The sequence below is a fragment of the Flavobacterium aquatile LMG 4008 = ATCC 11947 genome (genome assembly GCF_000757385.1).
GTDB lineage: Bacteria > Bacteroidota > Bacteroidia > Flavobacteriales > Flavobacteriaceae > Flavobacterium > Flavobacterium aquatile.
Genome location: NZ_JRHH01000001.1, coordinates 433,869 through 451,819, shown reverse-complemented (window position 1 = coordinate 451,819; position 17,951 = coordinate 433,869). Strand labels below are relative to the sequence as shown.

Below are 17,951 nucleotides of genomic sequence, written 5' to 3'. Positions count from 1 at the left end.
TAACATCTTTTTTAGCTTATAAAATTAGAAAAGAAACGTTTGATGTAGCTTATGCGGTAATGTGTAAAAGTTAGTTATACACATTTTTTAAAAATGTTTTTTTTTATATTAAATCATATTATAAAATTGCTAAATTGCGTTTAATTAACAGTACACGAAACAGTACACGATTTTGAAAATATAACGTCTTAAAAAGGTGAAATTTCGATAAATAATCGAATTCATAACCCTGAGGTCGAGAGTTCAAATCTCTCTCTCGCTACGAAAATCCCAAAGTTAATTCTTTGGGATTTTTTTTTTGCTTAACACTTTTATTCCGTATATTAGAATCCAAAAAAAATATTTTAAATATCATTCTCAATTGATAATAGGTTTAGTAAATAAAAATAATTGTTTTTTCAATTTTGTAATACTTATTTTACAAAAATAAAATAAAAATGCATTTTAACGTAATAAATTGCATTTTGTCGATAAAAAATTTTGTCAGAATTGAACAATTAATTAGGTTTGTCATTCAAAAACCCTAAAATGATGAAAAAAATTACTTACCAATTGCTATTGGTTCTTTTTTGCTTAGGCAATTCATTTGCCCAAAAAAATAATTCTTTCGAAAAAGCAAATTACTATTTAAAAGAAAAAGGCGAAGTTGTACTTCGATTTAAAGCCACAAGTGTATTGCAACTTGAAAAGATTAATAAAATTTTATCAATTGGCCATAAACACATTGATGAAATTGAACTTGAAGGTGAAGCTTATGCTAACACTAAAGAACAACTACAAAGATTTATCTCTTTAGGAATTCAATATGAAGTAACAAAGGAAGACAATGAAATTCCTCAAGAATTTACAGCTAGAGTTGCTGATACCGGAACTGGATTGGCCACAAATGCTTGGGATACAACTTGGGATGCTTATCCTAAATACTCTGAATATGTTGCTAAAATGCAATATTGGGCAACAACTTACCCAAGTTTATGTACATTACAAAATATTGGAACTACAGTAAATGGACGTACTTTATATGTACTAAAAATTTCTGACAATCCAACGTCAGATGAAACTGAACCAGAATTTTTCTATACTTCATCAATGCATGGAGATGAAATTACAGGTTATCCAACTATGCTACATTTTATAGATTATTTACTTACAAATTACGGTTCATTATCTGAAGTAACCAATTTACTAAATGGAACTGAATTATTTATAAATCCATTGGCAAATCCAGATGGTTCATACAAAGCAGCAATAAATGACACTTATAATGCATCTGGTTACGCTGCAACTAGAGCCAATGCAAATGGCGTTGATTTAAACAGAAATTACCCAGACGCCATTGGAGGTTTACACGATGATGGTTTCGCGTATCAACCAGAAACCATTGCATTCATGAATTTTCAAGCAACTAGAAATTTTGTTTTAGCGGCTAATTATCATGGAGGAACTGAAGTGGTAAACTTTCCATTAGACACCTCAAATACACCAGGAACAGGAGCATTTAGCTATCATCCGCATGATAATTATTTTAAATTTATTTCAACAGAATATGCGCAACTTTGCCAAACAGCTGATGGAAATTTAAATTACATGGATGCAGTATATAACTCGGGCCAATTTCCTGGAACTACAAATGGAGCCGCTTGGTATTCTGTTTACGGTGGAAGACAAGATGCGAGTAATTACTTTGATCATAATAAAGAAGTAACCATAGAAATTTCAGATTTAAAAACACCAGCTGCTGCCAATTTACCTTTCTTTTGGGACAGAAATAGACAAGCTTTATTAAATTTTGTCAAACAAGCAAGTTACGGACTACATGGTGTGGTGTCCGATGCAAATGGAAATCCAATACATGCAAAAGTATATGTTGGTGGTACTGTAGATAATTTTGGATCATGGGTTGAAACTTCGCCAACAAAAGGAGACTATCACAAAGTACAAATTGCTGGTACTTACAATGTTATTTTTGAAGCTCCAGGTTATGTATCACAAACAATTTCTGTGACTTTAACGAATTTCAACACTACAACTTTAAATGTTACAATGGTACCTGTAACATCATTACCAACTGCAAGTGATACTACAATTTGTGAAGGTCAAACTGCAGCGCTAAGTGCGACAGGAACAGGAACAATTCGTTGGTATGATAGTGCAACATCTACAAGCGTTTTAGCTTCAACGGCAAGTTATACAACTCCTGCTTTAGCTACCACTACTTCTTATTGGGTTGAAAGAGAGGTAGCCCTTACTGATGTTGGTCCAACAACAGTAACAGGAACAAATACACTTAATTCGGGTCTAGCAAATAGATATTTAATATTTAATTGTACAACTCCTACAAAATTAAAATCAGTTAGAATAAACAATACTATAGCTGGTGATTTGTTAGTTGAATTACAAAATAGTTCGGGCGTAATGTTAGAATCTAAAGTTGTTAGAATGACAACTGCAGGTGTTAAAGACATAGCATTAGACTTCTTTTTACCTGCTCAAAATAATTTAAGACTAGTTTCAAGACAATTATCTGGAACTGGAAGGCTAGTTTGTGCAACTACTGGAATTACTTATCCTATAACAAGTGGCAACATTTCAATTACAAGTAATAGCGGATCAGGTACTTTCTTTCAATTCTTTAATTGGAAATTGGAACCTGTAAAAAGTAATAGAGAAGAAGTGATCGTTACAGTAAAACCAAATCCTGCTATAACAACTATCTCTCCTGATACAAGAGAACCAGGATTGGGTGCATTAACATTAACGGTTAACGGTACAAATTTTGTTAATGGTGAATCAATCATAAGATGGAATGGAAGCAATAGAACAACAACATTTGTAAGTTCTACTCAGTTAACCGCTGCAATAACTGCAAGTGATGTTTCGCTGTCAGGCACTTTTAATGTGACTGTTTTTAACACTTGTAATTCAGCAACATCTGCAGCCCAATCATTTGTAATAAGTGGTAGCTGTACATCAACAACGAATTACAATGGTTCGGTTTGGTCTAATGGATTACCTGCAGCAGACAAAATTGTAACTTTTACTGGAAGTTATTCAGGACCAGCAATATCGGCATGTATTTTAAATGTAAACTCACCTGCAAATGTAGTATTCACAAGTGGAAATTCTACAGTTGAGGGAAGAATTACTGTTCAATCTGGCGCTTCCTTGACATTCAATAATAATGTAAATTTGATTCAAACTACAGATGCAGTAAATTCAGGAAATGTAATTATAAAACGTAATTCAAATCCTTTAATGCGATTTGATTACATAGCTTGGTCTTCTCCTGTATTAAATCAGGGATTGTTAAACTATTCACCTTTAACATCTATTAGTCCGACAGTTCGTTTTTATACTTTTAATACAAGTACAAATTTATATACTAGTGTTGGTAGCCCAGCAATTAACACTGCTACTTTTGATTCTGGAAAAGGATATTTAATCCGATTACCATTCGACCATCCAACAGCTCCTACTACATGGACTGGAACATTTACAGGTCAAGCCAATAATGGAACTAAAACAGTAGCATTAGGAAATAATGTTTCCGATCCAACAAAACGATATAATTTAATTGGAAACCCATATCCTTCAACACTAAGTATTCCAGCATTTGCTAGTGCAAATTCGGCCAACATTGAACCTTCAATATATTTTTGGAGAAAAACAAATAACTCTTTGAGTCCATCATATTGTTCTTATAACATTGTTTCTGGCATATATGCAGATAACGGAGAAGCATTCACAGAAAATCCAAATGGTGTCATTCAAATAGGACAAGGATTTTTAGCACAGGCAAAACCTGGCGCGACTCAAGTAGTTTTTGCAAATAATCAAAGAATTGCTAATAATGCCAATCAAACTTTTAGAAATTCTAATGCAACTTCAAACACAACCAATTCTGAAAATAATAATTTTTGGTTAAACATGACTGGAGCAACAACAGCGTTTTCTCAAGCAGTCATAGGTTATCATACTAATGCCACACAAGGTATTGACGATTATGACAGTGTCTATTTCAATGATGGAGCAATTGCGTTTACCTCAACAGTTGATGGGCAAGACTTAGTAATTCAAGGAAGAGTTGCACCATTTAATGCATCAGATGTTGTACCAATGAAATATAAAGTTACAACCTCTGGGACTTATTCAATAGTAATTGATCATGCCGAAGGAATATTCTCTGCTGGTTCACAAGCTATTTATGTCAAAGATAATTTATTAAATACTTATCACGATTTAAGTACTGGAGCATACACTTTCACATCAGATGCTGGAACATTCGCAAACAGATTTGAAATTGTTTATCAAACAGCTTTAAGCAATGATTTTGTAGAATTTACTGCAAATAATGTATCGTTATACAATGAAAATCACGTTTTAAATATCAATTCTGGTACTACTTCTATGGATAACGTTAAAGTATTTGATATAAGAGGCAGACTATTAGTTGAAAAAAAGAATATTGATTCTTCTGAAACTCAAATAAATGTTCCTCCAACCAATCAAGTGCTAATTGTAGAAATAACTTCGCTTGAAGGACTTAAAGTTGTCAAAAAAGTTATTAACTAAAAAATACAAAAAATTAGATACGAAAGCCATTCTCATGAATGGCTTTTTTGTTTTAATAAATTCTACTAGTAACCAATCATAAACAACATTTGGATTAGTTAAACAAATTAAGTTTAATGAAAATCTTATCATTTCTAAGGGTGTCAATTTTTAATTTGTAAGATTTATACTTATTAAATTGTGTAAAATATGCATTTCATCGATTATTTTATACACTTTGTCGATTTATTTGATTTTCATTATATATTTGTAGTGTCAAATTAATTACGATGATTTTCTCATCTAATAAAAAAAAATACGAATAACTAAACCCCAAGAGTTATGAAAAAAATTACTTTAACGAAACGATTTTTATCCTTTCTATTAGTCATGCTTTCTTGCGTAGCATTAAACGCACAAACTACAACGCAAACTTTCACTTCAGATGGCACATTTGTTGTTCCAATTGGTGTAACTTCAGTTCAAGTACAAGCTTGGGGTGGCGGTGGTGCTGGCGGTGGATGTTCTAACAATGCAAGAAATACTGGCGGTGGCGGTGGCGGTGGTGCTTACAGATTGGTGACTAATGTTGCTGTTACTCCGGGAGCATCAATTAATGTTACAGTTGGTGCTGGTGGTATTGGCGTTAGTAATGCTAATGGAGGAAATGGAGGAAACTCTACTTTTGCATCAGGAACACCAGTCGTTGCCAATGGTGGTTCAGGTGGTGGTAGAGGTACAACTTTACTTGCCATAAATGGAACTGGAGGAACTGGAGGAACTGGAACTTTTAATGGAGGAACTGGAGGAACTGGTAATTCAGTTGCAGGTGTTTCTACAGGAAACAGCGGTGGTGGTGGCGGTGGCGCCGGTGAAGCAGGAAATGGCGGAAATGCAAACATAAATAATCCAGGAAATGGTGGCGCATCAAATGGTGGAAATGGTGCAAATGGAAGAACTACTAATGGAAATGGTGATGATGCTACTGACTTAGGTGGTGGCGGTAGCGGCGGTAGAAATGGAAATAGTGGCACAAGCAACAGAAGTGGTGGCGACGGCTTTAGAGGTCAAGTTATTTTAACCTATGTGGTTCCTGAAATGAATGTTTTAGGTAATGCAGTTTCTATAACTGATGAAGATACAACTCCAACGACAGCCGATTTTACAGATTTTGGTTCATCTAATATTGCAGTTGGTGTAACACGCACTTATACAATTCAAAATACTAGCTCATCTGCACCATTAAGTATAGGAGCAATTACTTTTGTGGGTGGAAATTCTGGAGACTTTGCTGTTACTACAGCACCAAGTGCTACAGTTGCAACAAACAGCTCTACAACTTTTACAGTAACATTTACCCCAACAGCTGGTGGATTAAGAACTACAGAAATAAGAATTGCAAATAATGACCCAGACGAAAACCCATATAACTTCAATATACAAGGCACAGGAATAGCTTGTGAGGCTAATATTTTAGGAAGCGGAATTTCAATAGCCGATGGCGACACTACTCCATCTGTAGCAGACAATACTGACTTTGACGGATCTAGTGTTGGTGTAGGACTATCAAAAACATTCACAATAGAAAACACAGGATTAGCCAATTTAACTATTGGAGCAATAACTTTTTCTGGAACAAATGCAGGAGATTTTACAGTTACAACAGCGCCAAGCGCAACAGTAACTCCTGGCAGTTCAACAACATTTACAGTAACTTTCACGCCGGGAGCATTAGGAGCTAGAACAGCGGCAATATCAATTGTAACTAATGATTCTGACGAAAATCCATACAATTTTTCAATTCAAGGTGTAGGATATACACCGCTAACTTATGGTCCAGGAGGAATAACTGGTAATCTACAATTATGGTTACGATCAGATTTATTAAACGGAACAACAAGTGTAGCTGATAATACTCCAGTAACTACTTGGAATACTCAAGCTCGTGGTTCTAATGCTACTAAACCAGCGGCAGTTGGTGCTCCAACCTACAGAAATAATCCTGCTTTTAATATAAACTTTAATTCTGTTGTAGATTTTAATAATAACTATACTACCGCTCCTCAAGTTTATACTGACAATGATCCAACAAGACAGTATTTAAAAGGGCCAACTGGTTTTTATTCACAAGATATGTTTGTTGTAATGATTCCAGATGTAACCATAACTTCTGCATTAGCAAGTAATGATATATTTTGTGGAGATAGACAACCTGCAGTTCAAGAAACTGATGCTACAGGAATGGGATATGCTGCATATACTAGTAGAATGACAAATGAAGTTTTTACATATTGCGTAGGCACATCATCTGGTGTAGGATTAGGATACGGAGTTGCCGATAGAAGTACAACATCTTCCTATTCAACAGCTGGTATCTTAAATGCAAGAAATAATGCTACAATATCTGGAACAGAATTAACCTTTAATGCAAATAATGTTATCAATCATACAACCGATCCTGGTTTATTTCAAAATGTAAGCAATAGTCAATATTGGATTGGTCGAAGTGAAGGATGGGACGGAAGTTTAGAAGGTCGAGTTGCCGAAATAATCACATTAAGTAGTAGAGCTTCAGACATACAAAAAAGTAATATTCAAAGTTATTTAGCTGTAAAATATGGAATTACTCTAGGTGTTAACGGAACTTCGTTGAACTACACTAATTCTGATGGAAATACAATTTGGGACATTACTGCAAATGCCGGTTATAATTTTGATATTGCAGGTATAGGTAGAGATGATATTTCCAGATTAAATCAAAAACAATCAAAAAGCATCAATCCAACAGAAGTAATGACCATTGGTTTAACTGATATTTTACCAACTAATACAGCCAACACTAGCACATTTACAACTGATAAAAGTTATTTAGTTTGGGGTGCAAATGGTGGAACAATGGTAGACTCTGGAGTAAATTTAAATATTGACCTTGGGCCTACAACAATCACTACAATTACTGAAGTAGTAAATAGAAAATGGAAATTAGTAGAAACTGGTGGTGATGTAGGAACTGTAAGAGTAAACATTCCAACAGCTTCTTTCTTGAGCGGATTACCTGCTCTTGGACCAACTGATGCTTATGTAATGGTTGTGGCAACTAATGCGGCTTTCACAACTGGTTTAGAAACTGTTTTTATGTCAACAATTGGTTCAAACGAAACTTGTACCTACGACTTTGACGGAACTAAATACATCACTTTCGGTGTTGCTCATAGAGCTGTAAATCCGTTACACATCACTCTTGATGGTATCGATGACTTTGTTAGAATTGACAATGTAAATGAATTACCTGCTAATTTCACCGTTATGACTTGGGTAAGACCTAATGGTGCTAACACTTTAGGAAACGAGAGAACAATCTTATCTAAAAAAGGTGGTCCAACAAACGGTTACCAAATAGTTTTACAAAATGATAATAGAGTTAGATTTGAATGGTATAATGGTGGTGGGACTTTAAGAACAGCAATTACAACAACAGCGCTACCAAACGGTATCTGGCATAATATTGCTTTCACTTACACTGCAAATACATTATCGATATATATTGACGGAGTTCTAGAAAAAACAGTTGCAATGACTGGTGCACCAGGAACTTCTACAGGAATGTTTAGCATTGGTGGACAATACATCAATAAAACTACTATAAACAATTTATTTAGAGGTGATATTGACGAACTAAGAATGTGGAGCAGAGTGTTAACTGTGACAGAAATGCGCTTTATACTTAACCAAGAAATTTTACAAAACGGAACAGGTACAACTGGAACAGTAATTCCATCAACGGTTACTAAAAACGATATTTCAGGATTGCTTTGGAATAATTTATACGCTTATTATTCTATGAATTCATACATTGGAACACACTTAGATGACGACTCTATAAATGTAAATAGAGGTAGTTTAGTAATTCCAGATAAAATATCTATCAATCCGCAAACGGCTCCAATGCCTTACGAAAGTACTACTAATGGTAGTTGGGCTACAACCTCAACATGGAGAAATGGTGCCATTCAAGATATAGCTTACAGTTTATCAATAATTGATGCTACAACACCAATTGCCTGGAATATTGTAAGAACGGATCACAATGTAACTTCAAATGGTAACAAAGATCTTTTAGGACTTTTTGTTGATGTTAATACGTTAACTGCTACAAATGATAGCAAAATTGAAATTACTCATTACCTAAAATTAGACGGAAAAATTGATTTGGTTGATAAATCACAATTAATTCAAGTTACAAACAGTGACTTAGATCCTACAAGCGCTGGTTTTATCGAAAGAGATCAACAAGGAACTAAAAATGTATTTAATTATAACTACTGGTCATCACCAGTGGGAACAATAAACAATACAACAAATAATAATCCTTACTCTGTTTCTGGTGTAATGAAAGATGGTACAACAACAACGCCTCAAAACATTACATGGACAAGTGGTTTAAGTGGTAGCCCAACAAACCCAATTACATTGAGTAGCTATTGGATTTTTAAATTCCAAAATCTTACACCATTGTACGCAAACTGGACTTCTGTTGGTACAACTGGGATGTTAAATGCTGGCCAAGGCTACACTTTAAAAGGTAGTGGAGCAATAGGTCTAACTCAAAACTATACTTTTGTAGGTAAACCAAACAACGGAACAATTACAAGCGCAATCGCAGCAAATAATTTAAATCTAAGCGGAAATCCATATGCTTCTGCAATTGATGCGACTCAGTTTATAACTGATAACGCAGCGTCTACAACTGGATCTATTTATTTCTGGGAACACGCTCCAAATAACACAACGCACGTTACTGCAGGTTATCAAGGTGGTTACTCAGCAAGAAATTTAACAGGTGGTGTGCCGCCAGTTGCTCCTGCAGGAATTACAGGATTAGGAAGTAGTGTTAAAATTCCAAACAGATACATTCCTGTTGGACAAGGATTTTTTATAACTGGTTCTGCAGCCGGAGGTACGATAACTTTCAACAACGGACAACGCTTATTTATTAAAGAAGATAATGGATTATCAAATTATTTATTTAAAAATAATACAAACGCAACTTCTGCAGTAGACCATTTTAATAATAATTTAGAAGACGAAGTTGATGAAGATACATTCAAAAAAATACGTTTAGGATATCAATCTACTGATAATTTTTATAAACAAGCGCTTTTAGGTTTCATGGAATCTAATGCAACAGATGGTATCGATTTTGGTTATGATGCTGTAAATATTGATAGTCAAGCTAACGATTTATACTTCATTAGCAATGGCGTAAACCTAAACATTCAAGGTGTAGGATATTTTGATGCAAATGCCATCTACCCTATCGGAATCAAAAATAATGTTGCAGGTAACGTAACATTTCAAATTGATGAAGTTCTAAACTTTGATAACAACTTTCAAGCATTTATTCATGATAACCTAACTGGTATTTATCACAATGTTAGAAATGTACCTGCAGTTATTAATGTGCCACAAGGAACAATTAATGATCGCTTTTCATTAAGATTCCTAAATAACAGCACAGCTCTTGGTAACGAAAGCTTTGATTTATCGAACGGAATTCTAGTTGCATATACTAATACAAATAGCATTTTAAATATTAAAAATTATGTGGTTGATACCACTGTCGAATCAGTAGCACTGTTTAATTTATTAGGACAATCAGTTGGAACTTGGGATGTTGAAAACCAAAATCAACAAGACATTCAATTGCCTATTTCTAAATTAAGTACTGGAACTTACATTGTAAAAGTAATTACAGACAAAGGTGATACAAGCAGAAAAATCATTATTAAATAGGGTTTAAATAATTGATTTGACACCGAAAAGCCACGCTAATTGCGTGGCTTTTCAAGTTTACATAAGTATGGTTTTTATTGTAATTCTAAAATTAATTCTTCTAAACTAACCGCTGTTTGATTACCTGATAAAATATTTTTTAAAGTGAATTTACCGTCAACAATCTCTTTTACAACATACGGAATGTTTCTTCTTTCTGCATGTTTAAATTGTTTATCAATTTTTGAATTATCTGGATATAACTCCGATTTAATATTTTTAGAACGCAATTCGGTTATAACTTTCATCGCTTCAAATGCCTGGCTTTCGCCAAAATTTAAAAACATCACTTTAGTCGATGTAGTAACCGTTTCTGGAAACAAATTCAACTCTTCAAGCACCAAATAAATACGATCCAATCCAAACGAAATTCCAACACCAGACATATTTTTCAATCCGAAAATTCCAGTCAAATCATCATATCTTCCGCCGCCACCAATACTTCCCATAGCAACTGTTTTAGGAGCCGAAACTTCAAATATTGCTCCTGTGTAATAATTCAATCCGCGAGCTAAAGTTACATCCAAATCTAAATTTGCTTTAAGCAAACCTAATTTTGAAACCGTATCACAAATAAATCGCAACTCTTCAATTCCTTTTTTTCCTTCTTCTGATGCTTCAAGTAAAACCGAAAGTTTATCAATTTTCTCAGAAATTGAACCAGTAAAATTAAATAAGGGCTGCACTTTTTCAAGAGCAACTTCCGAAATTCCTTTTTCAATCATTTCCTTTTTTACTCCGTCCTCACCTATTTTATCAAGTTTGTCCAACGCAACGGTAAAATCAATTAATTTATCTGAAGCACCAATAACCTCAGCAATTCCAGATAATATTTTTCGATTATTAATTTTGATAGTTACACCTTCCAAACCTAATTCTGCAAAAACCGAATCGTACAATTGCACCAACTCAACTTCTTGCCATAATGAAGTTGAACCAACCACATCAGCATCACATTGATAAAATTCTCTAAAACGTCCTTTTTGTGGTCTATCGGCACGCCAAACCGGTTGAATTTGATACCTTTTAAAAGGAAACTCTATCTCATTTTGGTGTTGCACAACATACCTCGCAAACGGAACAGTTAAATCATAACGCAATGCTTTTTCGGAGATTTTTGAAATTAAATTTTTAGATGTTAAATCTTCATAAAGATTAAAACCATTTTCTTTTAGTCCATTTAAAAAATCTGCATAAATTTCGCTCTTTAAAAAATTCCCAACGTAAAATGTATCAAAATTAAATTTAAACGTAGCATTTTTTAATAAAGTATTTTCTTTTACAATCTTAATTGAATTATGAAAATAATTTTTATTTACAATAATAAATTGTTTGACATAATTTACTAAAGAATCATTTTTTAAGTAGGTAAAGAATCTATTTTTAGATTCAATTAAATCTTCCAAGATTAATTTCTCTAAATCTAAATCTTCTTCGCTATCAGAAACTCTTTTGAATAAGTCTTCTAATGCTGAATATGTAAACAAGTTCAAATAATTAAAATTCTTTTCACCTAAATATTTATCGCCTGTTGCCTTCTCAAAATACTCTCCACTGTCCAATATCTTAAAAATAAGTCGATCGCCTTCTTCACCATATTTACCCATCAAAGTATCTGAGTTTTCAAAACTTGGCGTTTCAATTGGTTGAAAACCATATTTTTCAAAATGTTTGCGCATTATCGAAATAATATAATTACGTTTAGAAACCTCAATCGGTGAAAAATCTCTTGTGCCTTTTGGAATACTTGGTTTAGATGCCATTTTTTTTTTAAGTTTGAAGATGGAAGTTTGAAGATGGAAGAAATAGCGACTAAATACTACTATTTCTTTACTACTCGCAAACCAATTGCAAATATCATAATTTCTAAAACATTTTTAATCATTTTCTAATAGATTTGATTTCAAAACACAAATTTTTAATCTTCCGAATTTTAAACTTCCAACTTCCCTCTCCCAACTTCAAACTTTTTTTCAAAAACTTGTAACAAAAAGTGTATTTTAGTGTCAAATTAGCACTATGGTAAGTTTATTCAAAGAAAATGTCAAGATAGCTTTTAGTTCAATTCGAACTCAATTGCTTCGTACTGTGCTCACAGTGTTTATTATAGCCATTGGAATTTGGGCTTTGGTCGGGATTCTAACTGTGGTTTCTGCATTAGAAAATACATTGAACTCGAATTTTGCTTCAATGGGTTCGAATACTTTTAATATAAATCAATACGAATTCACAACCCGAAATCAAGGAAGTGGCGAAGCCGAAAAGATAAATCCTATCATTTCTTATCCAGAAGCTAAAGCGTATAAAGACAAATACGATTATCCGTTAACGCATACATCGTTGTCATTTGTGGCGACATCAACTGCCGAAGTAAAATTTGAAAACGAAAAAAGCGATCCCGAAATCACCATTGTCGGTGTTGATGAATTTTTCACTACCAATTCGGGAATCGAAATAACTGATGGACGAAATTTCAACACTTTTGATATTACCAACAACGCTTATGTGTGTTTAGTTGGAAGCGATTTTGTAAACAGAGGATTATTGAAAGATATAAATCCGATAGATAAAATTTTGACGGTTCGTGGAGCCAAATTCAAAGTAATTGGAGTTTTAAAAGAACAAGGTTCTACTTTTGGGAACAACGAAGATTTACGAATTTTGATTCCGATACAAGTGGCTCGATCTATTTTTTCTGCACCAAATATCAATTATACCGTAAGCACAATGGTTGATGATAAAGAAATGCTAGAAAAAGCAGTCGATCATGCAACGTTAACCATGCGACAAATTAGAAAATTAAATCCTGTAGAAGAAAATAACTTCGGAATTTCACGTAGTGACGATTTAGTACAACGAATTGCCGAAATGACTGGAGTTTTAAGTATTTCTGCTTGGGTAATTGGAATTATAACAATCCTTGGTTCATCGATTGCATTAATGAACATAATGATTGTTTCTGTGACTGAGAGAACTCGTGAAATTGGTGTGAGAAAATCGCTTGGAGCAAAAAAATCAACTATTGCTTGGCAATTTTTTGTGGAAACCTTAATTATTGGTCAATTTGGTGGAATTTTGGGAATCATTCTCGGAACTCTAACCGGATATTTCATTGCATTAGGATTAGAATTCGATTTTGTAATTCCGTGGAGCGCAATGATGGCAGCGGTTATTACAACGTTTATTGTTGCTGTAGTGTCTGGTTCTTATCCGGCATTGAAAGCTTCTAAACTTGATCCTATTGAGGCATTGCGTTATGAGTAATGTTTTTTATTGAAATGAAAAAAGCACTATTTATTACACTTTATCATTCGATCATTACCGTAAATATCTTTCTTTAATTCAATATTTTTAAAACCTAAATTCTCTAACAAATCGACTGTTTCTTTACCTAAATATTGATTGATTTCAAAGTACAATTTTCCGTTTTCTGATAGATTTTTCAGAGCCAATTGGGCAATTTTTCTATAAAAAAGTAAAGCGTCATTATCATCTACAAACAATGCTAGATGAGGTTCAAATTCTAAAACATTGGGTTTGATTTCGGCTTTTTCAAGATTTCTAACATATGGCGGATTGGAAACTATAACATCGAATTGATTCTCTAAATCTTCTGTTTCAAGAATGTTTTTCAGAATAAAATTTACTTCAACTTCATTAATATCAGCGTTTTTATTTGCCGTAGCCAAAGCTTTTTCTGAAACATCTACAGCAGAAACTTCAGCATTTAAAAAATTTTTTGCTAATGAAATTGCAATACAACCTGAACCAGTACCAATATCCACAATTTTCAAATTCGTAATTTGTAATTCGTAATTCGTACTTTCTATTATCCATTCTACTAATTCTTCCGTCTCTGGCCTTGGAATTAGAGTGTTTTCGTTTACTAGAAATCGTAATCCATAAAATTCTGTTTCTCCTAATATATACTGTATCGGTTTTTCCTTTTTCAATTCAGATAAAACAGTTTCCCATCGAAGTAACTGCAAAGCATCCATTTCCATTTCTGGATTTAGTGCCAAATCAATTCGTTTTTTATTGTGGAATTGTTCTAAAATAATGTAGAAAAAACTCTCAATTTCTTTCTCATCATATAACGAAGAAAGTTCTTTTAAAAATTCAGATTTGTATTCTTTAAACAACATTAAACTATTTTTTAAACAACATTAAACTATTATAAACTTTTAATCATCCAAACAGGGCAACTTGTATGACCCGTTCCGCCCAAAGGTTCGCAAAGGTATTCAAATCCAACTTTTTTATACAACTTTTGAGCATTTAGCATTTCGGGAAGCGTTTCTAAGTAACATTTTTCATAACCAAATTCTGTGGCTTTTTCTAGACATTTCAAAATCATTTGATGACCAATTCCTTTACCACGTGCTTCTTCTAGAAAATACATTTTCTGCAATTCACAAATATTTTCTGTAGAATTTTCTAACTGACTTACTCCTGCTCCACCGATTATTTTTCCATCATCTTCAACTACAAAATAAACTGATTTTGGTTTATCATAAGCTTCAAACATAAAATCCAATTGAACATCGGCAAACGCAGTTCCAGTTTTAGGATAATTATCTGATATAAAAACCTCACGAATTACATTGGCAATTTGTTTATTATCTGACTGTTGAATTTCTCTAATTAACATGTAAACTAAACTTCTAAATTTATAAACTTCTAAACTCAAAAAAACTTATTTTTGTGATGTGAAGATACATCAAACGCTAACTACAAACAAAAATAAAAAAGTAATTTTAATGGCGTTCCTGACGACCTTAGGCAAAAAATGAAATTGACGGAAGAAAAATACATAATGCGTTGCATCGAATTGGCCAAAAATGGTTTGGGTACAACCTATCCAAATCCGTTGGTTGGCAGCGTGATTGTGTATAATGACGAAATTATTGGTGAAGGTTGGCATAGGAAATCGGGTGAAGCACATGCAGAAGTTAATGCTATAAATTCGGTTAAAGACAAATCACTACTTTCAAAATCTACAATTTATGTGAGTTTAGAACCTTGCAGTCATTTTGGAAAAACGCCGCCTTGTTGTGATTTGATAATTGCAAATAAAATTCCGAATGTGGTAATTGGAACTATTGATCCGTTTGCAAAAGTATCGGGAAACGGAATTAAAAAATTAATCGAAGTAGGAAAAAATGTAACTGTCGGAATTTTAGAAGACGAATGTAATAATTTAAATAAACGTTTTTTTACTTTTCACACTAAAAAACGTCCCTATATAATCTTAAAATGGGCGGAAAGCAGTGATGGATTTATTGCTCCAATTTCTAAAGAAAAACAAGAACCAGTATGGATAACCAACACATTTTCAAGACAATTAGTTCATAAATGGCGAGGTGAAGAGCAAGGCATTTTGGTTGGAACACAAACAGTAATAGACGATAATCCAAAATTAGATACAAGAAATTGGAGTGGAAACAACCCAACGAGAATTATTTTAGACCGAAGCGGAAAAATTTCTGATCATTATAATGTAAAAGATAAAAAGACGAAAACAATTGTAATCACAGAAAAAGAAAATTTACAATCAACTGAAAATCTAATCTACGAAAATTGTATCTTTGATATTCGTCTTGTTTTTTCGATGTGCGATATTTTATTCAAACACAATATTCAATCTGTAATTATTGAAGGCGGAAGACAAACGATACAAACATTTATTGATGCCAATATTTGGGATGAAGCTCGAATTTTTAAAGGACAGAAATCTTTAGATGAAGGAGTGAAATCACCAGTTATTGCATACAAAAATTTTGAAAAACAAGCCATTCACGACGACGAACTAATAAAAATTTTCAATCATGATTGATACTATAATTTTTGATTTTGGTGATATTTTTATCAATTTAGAAAAAGAAGCTCAAATTGAAGCGTTCAAGAAATTAGGATTAAACGAACCTAACGAAGAACTTATCGCAATGAATGATTTATTTGAAAAAGGAAAAGTATCCGAAATTCAATTCATTGAGTCGTTTCATAAATTTATTCCGAATGCGAGTTTAAATGATATTCGTGATGCTTGGAACACTATTATTGGTGAATTTCCTTTGTATCGATTGGAATTTTTACAACTACTTTCACATAAATACCGTCTTTTTTTACTTACTAATACTGATGAAATTCACATTAACAGATTTGAAAATAATGTAGGTGTTTCCTTTTTCAGCGATTTTTACCAATGTTTTGAAAAAGTATATTATTCATACGAAATGGGAATGCGAAAACCAGATGCTGCAATTTACAGTTACATTGTCAACAAACACGATTTATCTCCAAAACGTACTTTATTTGTAGACGATAAAAAAACAAATACTGACGCCGCAGCAAGCATCGGACTTCATGTTTGGAATTTAGAAGTTGGCAAAGAAGATGTAGTAGATTTATTTGATCAAAAACATTTGCCACTATAGTTTTGAATTCAACAGATACCTACAAAACGCTTTCATTTCCATCGGAAGAAATTTTATTTAAAGAAAAAAACAGCAAGTTTTTTGGCTACGCATTTCCAGTAACTACCGAAGAAGAAATAAAAAATCATTTAGATATTTTAAGAAAACAACACCACGGCGCAGTACATTTTTGTTATGCTTTTCAGATTGGCACCGATAAAATTCAGTTTAGAGCAAATGATGATGGCGAACCAAGTAATTCTGCCGGCGCGCCAATTTACGGACAAATACAATCGTTTGGCCTAACCAATGTTTTAGTTGTAGTAGTTCGATTTTTTGGAGGTGTAAAACTTGGCGTTGGCGGATTAATATCGGCTTATAAAACTTCAGCACAAATGGCATTAGAAGTATCAGAAATAATTGAAAAAACTATAGACATACATTATATAGTATCCTTCGATTATAAAAATATGAATAAAGTAATGCGTGTAATCAAGGAAAAGAACCTCCATATCATTTCTCAAAACATGAAAGAAACGTGCGAAATAGAAATTGCTACGCGAAAAAAAAATGCCGAAATAATTTTCGACATTTTTACTAATTTATTTGAAATTGATATCAAATTGAAAGATTAAATTTCGGTTTCCAAAATATCTAAAATAAATTGCGGAGGAAGAATAGGTTTTCCATTTTTTATATCCAAAAAAACCAAAATAAAATGAGCAGTTGTTAATAACTCTTGGTTTTCGTTACGAATTTCGCAATCAAATTCTATCTTTACGCCGCTATACTTTTTTAATTTAGTATTTATGGTAAGTAAGTCATCATAACGCGCTGATTTTTTATAATTTAAATGCATTGACACAATAGGCAATGCAATACCGCTTTCTTCAAGTGATTTGTACGAAACGCCTTTGTTTCTTAGCCATTCCACTCTACCAATCTCAAAATATGGCACATAACTACCATGATAAACAACACCCATTTGGTCGGTTTCACCATATCTTACTCTTACTTCAACTTCGTGTCCTTTCATCTATTTTATTTATTTTTATTCTATTTAATTTTCACTCATTACAACAAAATTTTCAAAAAATCAATACCATTTTATTTTTTTTTAAAGAAATTTGTTCACATATTTGTTAACCCAAA

10 protein-coding genes are annotated in these 17,951 nt (G+C 33.0%); 6 read left to right on the top strand and 4 right to left on the bottom strand.

All coding sequences use genetic code 11. The features are described 5' to 3' along the window. The first annotated feature begins 528 nt into the window (after positions 1-528). Positions 529-4,572, top strand: coding sequence for a M14 family zinc carboxypeptidase (locus tag LG45_RS15965; protein WP_052087444.1), 4,044 nt, complete (start codon positions 529-531; stop codon positions 4,570-4,572). A 321-nt stretch (positions 4,573-4,893) separates the two neighbouring features. Beyond that, complete coding sequence (locus LG45_RS01965) at positions 4,894-10,344, top strand: DUF8202 domain-containing protein (protein ID WP_131494629.1); 5,451 nt, start codon at positions 4,894-4,896, stop codon at positions 10,342-10,344. A gap of 74 nt (positions 10,345-10,418) precedes the next feature. Here the strand turns inward: LG45_RS01965 and hisS are convergent, their stop codons facing one another. Next, complete coding sequence (hisS, locus tag LG45_RS01960) at positions 10,419-12,146, bottom strand: histidine--tRNA ligase (RefSeq protein WP_035123888.1); 1,728 nt, start codon at positions 12,144-12,146, stop codon at positions 10,419-10,421. A 256-nt stretch (positions 12,147-12,402) separates the two neighbouring features. Here hisS and LG45_RS01955 point away from each other — a divergent pair, with 256 nt between their 5' ends. Then, positions 12,403-13,647: an ABC transporter permease gene (locus LG45_RS01955; RefSeq protein ID WP_035123886.1), complete on the top strand. Its 1,245-nt coding sequence runs from the start codon at positions 12,403-12,405 to the stop codon at positions 13,645-13,647. Between the two features lie 26 nt (positions 13,648-13,673). Here LG45_RS01955 and prmC read toward each other — a convergent pair whose 3' ends face one another. Together prmC and LG45_RS01945 are read right to left on the bottom strand one after the other, a co-directional pair. Beyond that, positions 13,674-14,528 carry a peptide chain release factor N(5)-glutamine methyltransferase gene (gene prmC / locus LG45_RS01950; protein ID WP_035123885.1) on the bottom strand — a complete coding sequence of 285 codons (855 nt, stop codon included), beginning with the start codon at positions 14,526-14,528 and terminating at the stop codon, positions 13,674-13,676. A gap of 29 nt (positions 14,529-14,557) precedes the next feature. Next, positions 14,558-15,034 (bottom strand): GNAT family N-acetyltransferase, encoded by a 477-nt coding sequence (locus tag LG45_RS01945; protein ID WP_035123884.1) that lies wholly within the window; start codon positions 15,032-15,034, stop codon positions 14,558-14,560. Between the two features lie 138 nt (positions 15,035-15,172). Here LG45_RS01945 and ribD point away from each other — a divergent pair, with 138 nt between their 5' ends. From ribD to LG45_RS01930, 3 genes are read left to right on the top strand one after another with little or no spacing between them, the layout of a single operon-like run. Then, the gene (gene ribD, locus LG45_RS01940; RefSeq protein WP_035123883.1) at positions 15,173-16,219 is read left to right on the top strand and encodes a bifunctional diaminohydroxyphosphoribosylaminopyrimidine deaminase/5-amino-6-(5-phosphoribosylamino)uracil reductase RibD; all 1,047 of its coding nucleotides are present in this window, start codon (positions 15,173-15,175) and stop codon (positions 16,217-16,219) included. Continuing rightward, positions 16,212-16,820 carry an HAD family hydrolase gene (locus LG45_RS01935; RefSeq protein WP_035123882.1) on the top strand — a complete coding sequence of 203 codons (609 nt, stop codon included), beginning with the start codon at positions 16,212-16,214 and terminating at the stop codon, positions 16,818-16,820. The genes ribD and LG45_RS01935 overlap by 8 nt, the downstream gene beginning before the upstream one ends. Before the next feature lie 2 nt (positions 16,821-16,822). After that, entirely contained in the window at positions 16,823-17,434 is a 612-nt protein-coding gene (locus LG45_RS01930) for an IMPACT family protein (protein WP_035123880.1), read from the top strand. On the opposite strand, the gene LG45_RS01925 is transcribed toward LG45_RS01930, so the two are convergent. After that, a complete protein-coding gene (locus LG45_RS01925) occupies positions 17,431-17,835 on the bottom strand; it encodes an acyl-CoA thioesterase (protein ID WP_035123878.1) in 405 nt (134 codons plus the stop codon). The two genes, LG45_RS01930 and LG45_RS01925, sit on opposite strands and share 4 nt — an antisense overlap. Positions 17,836-17,951 lie beyond the last annotated feature (116 nt).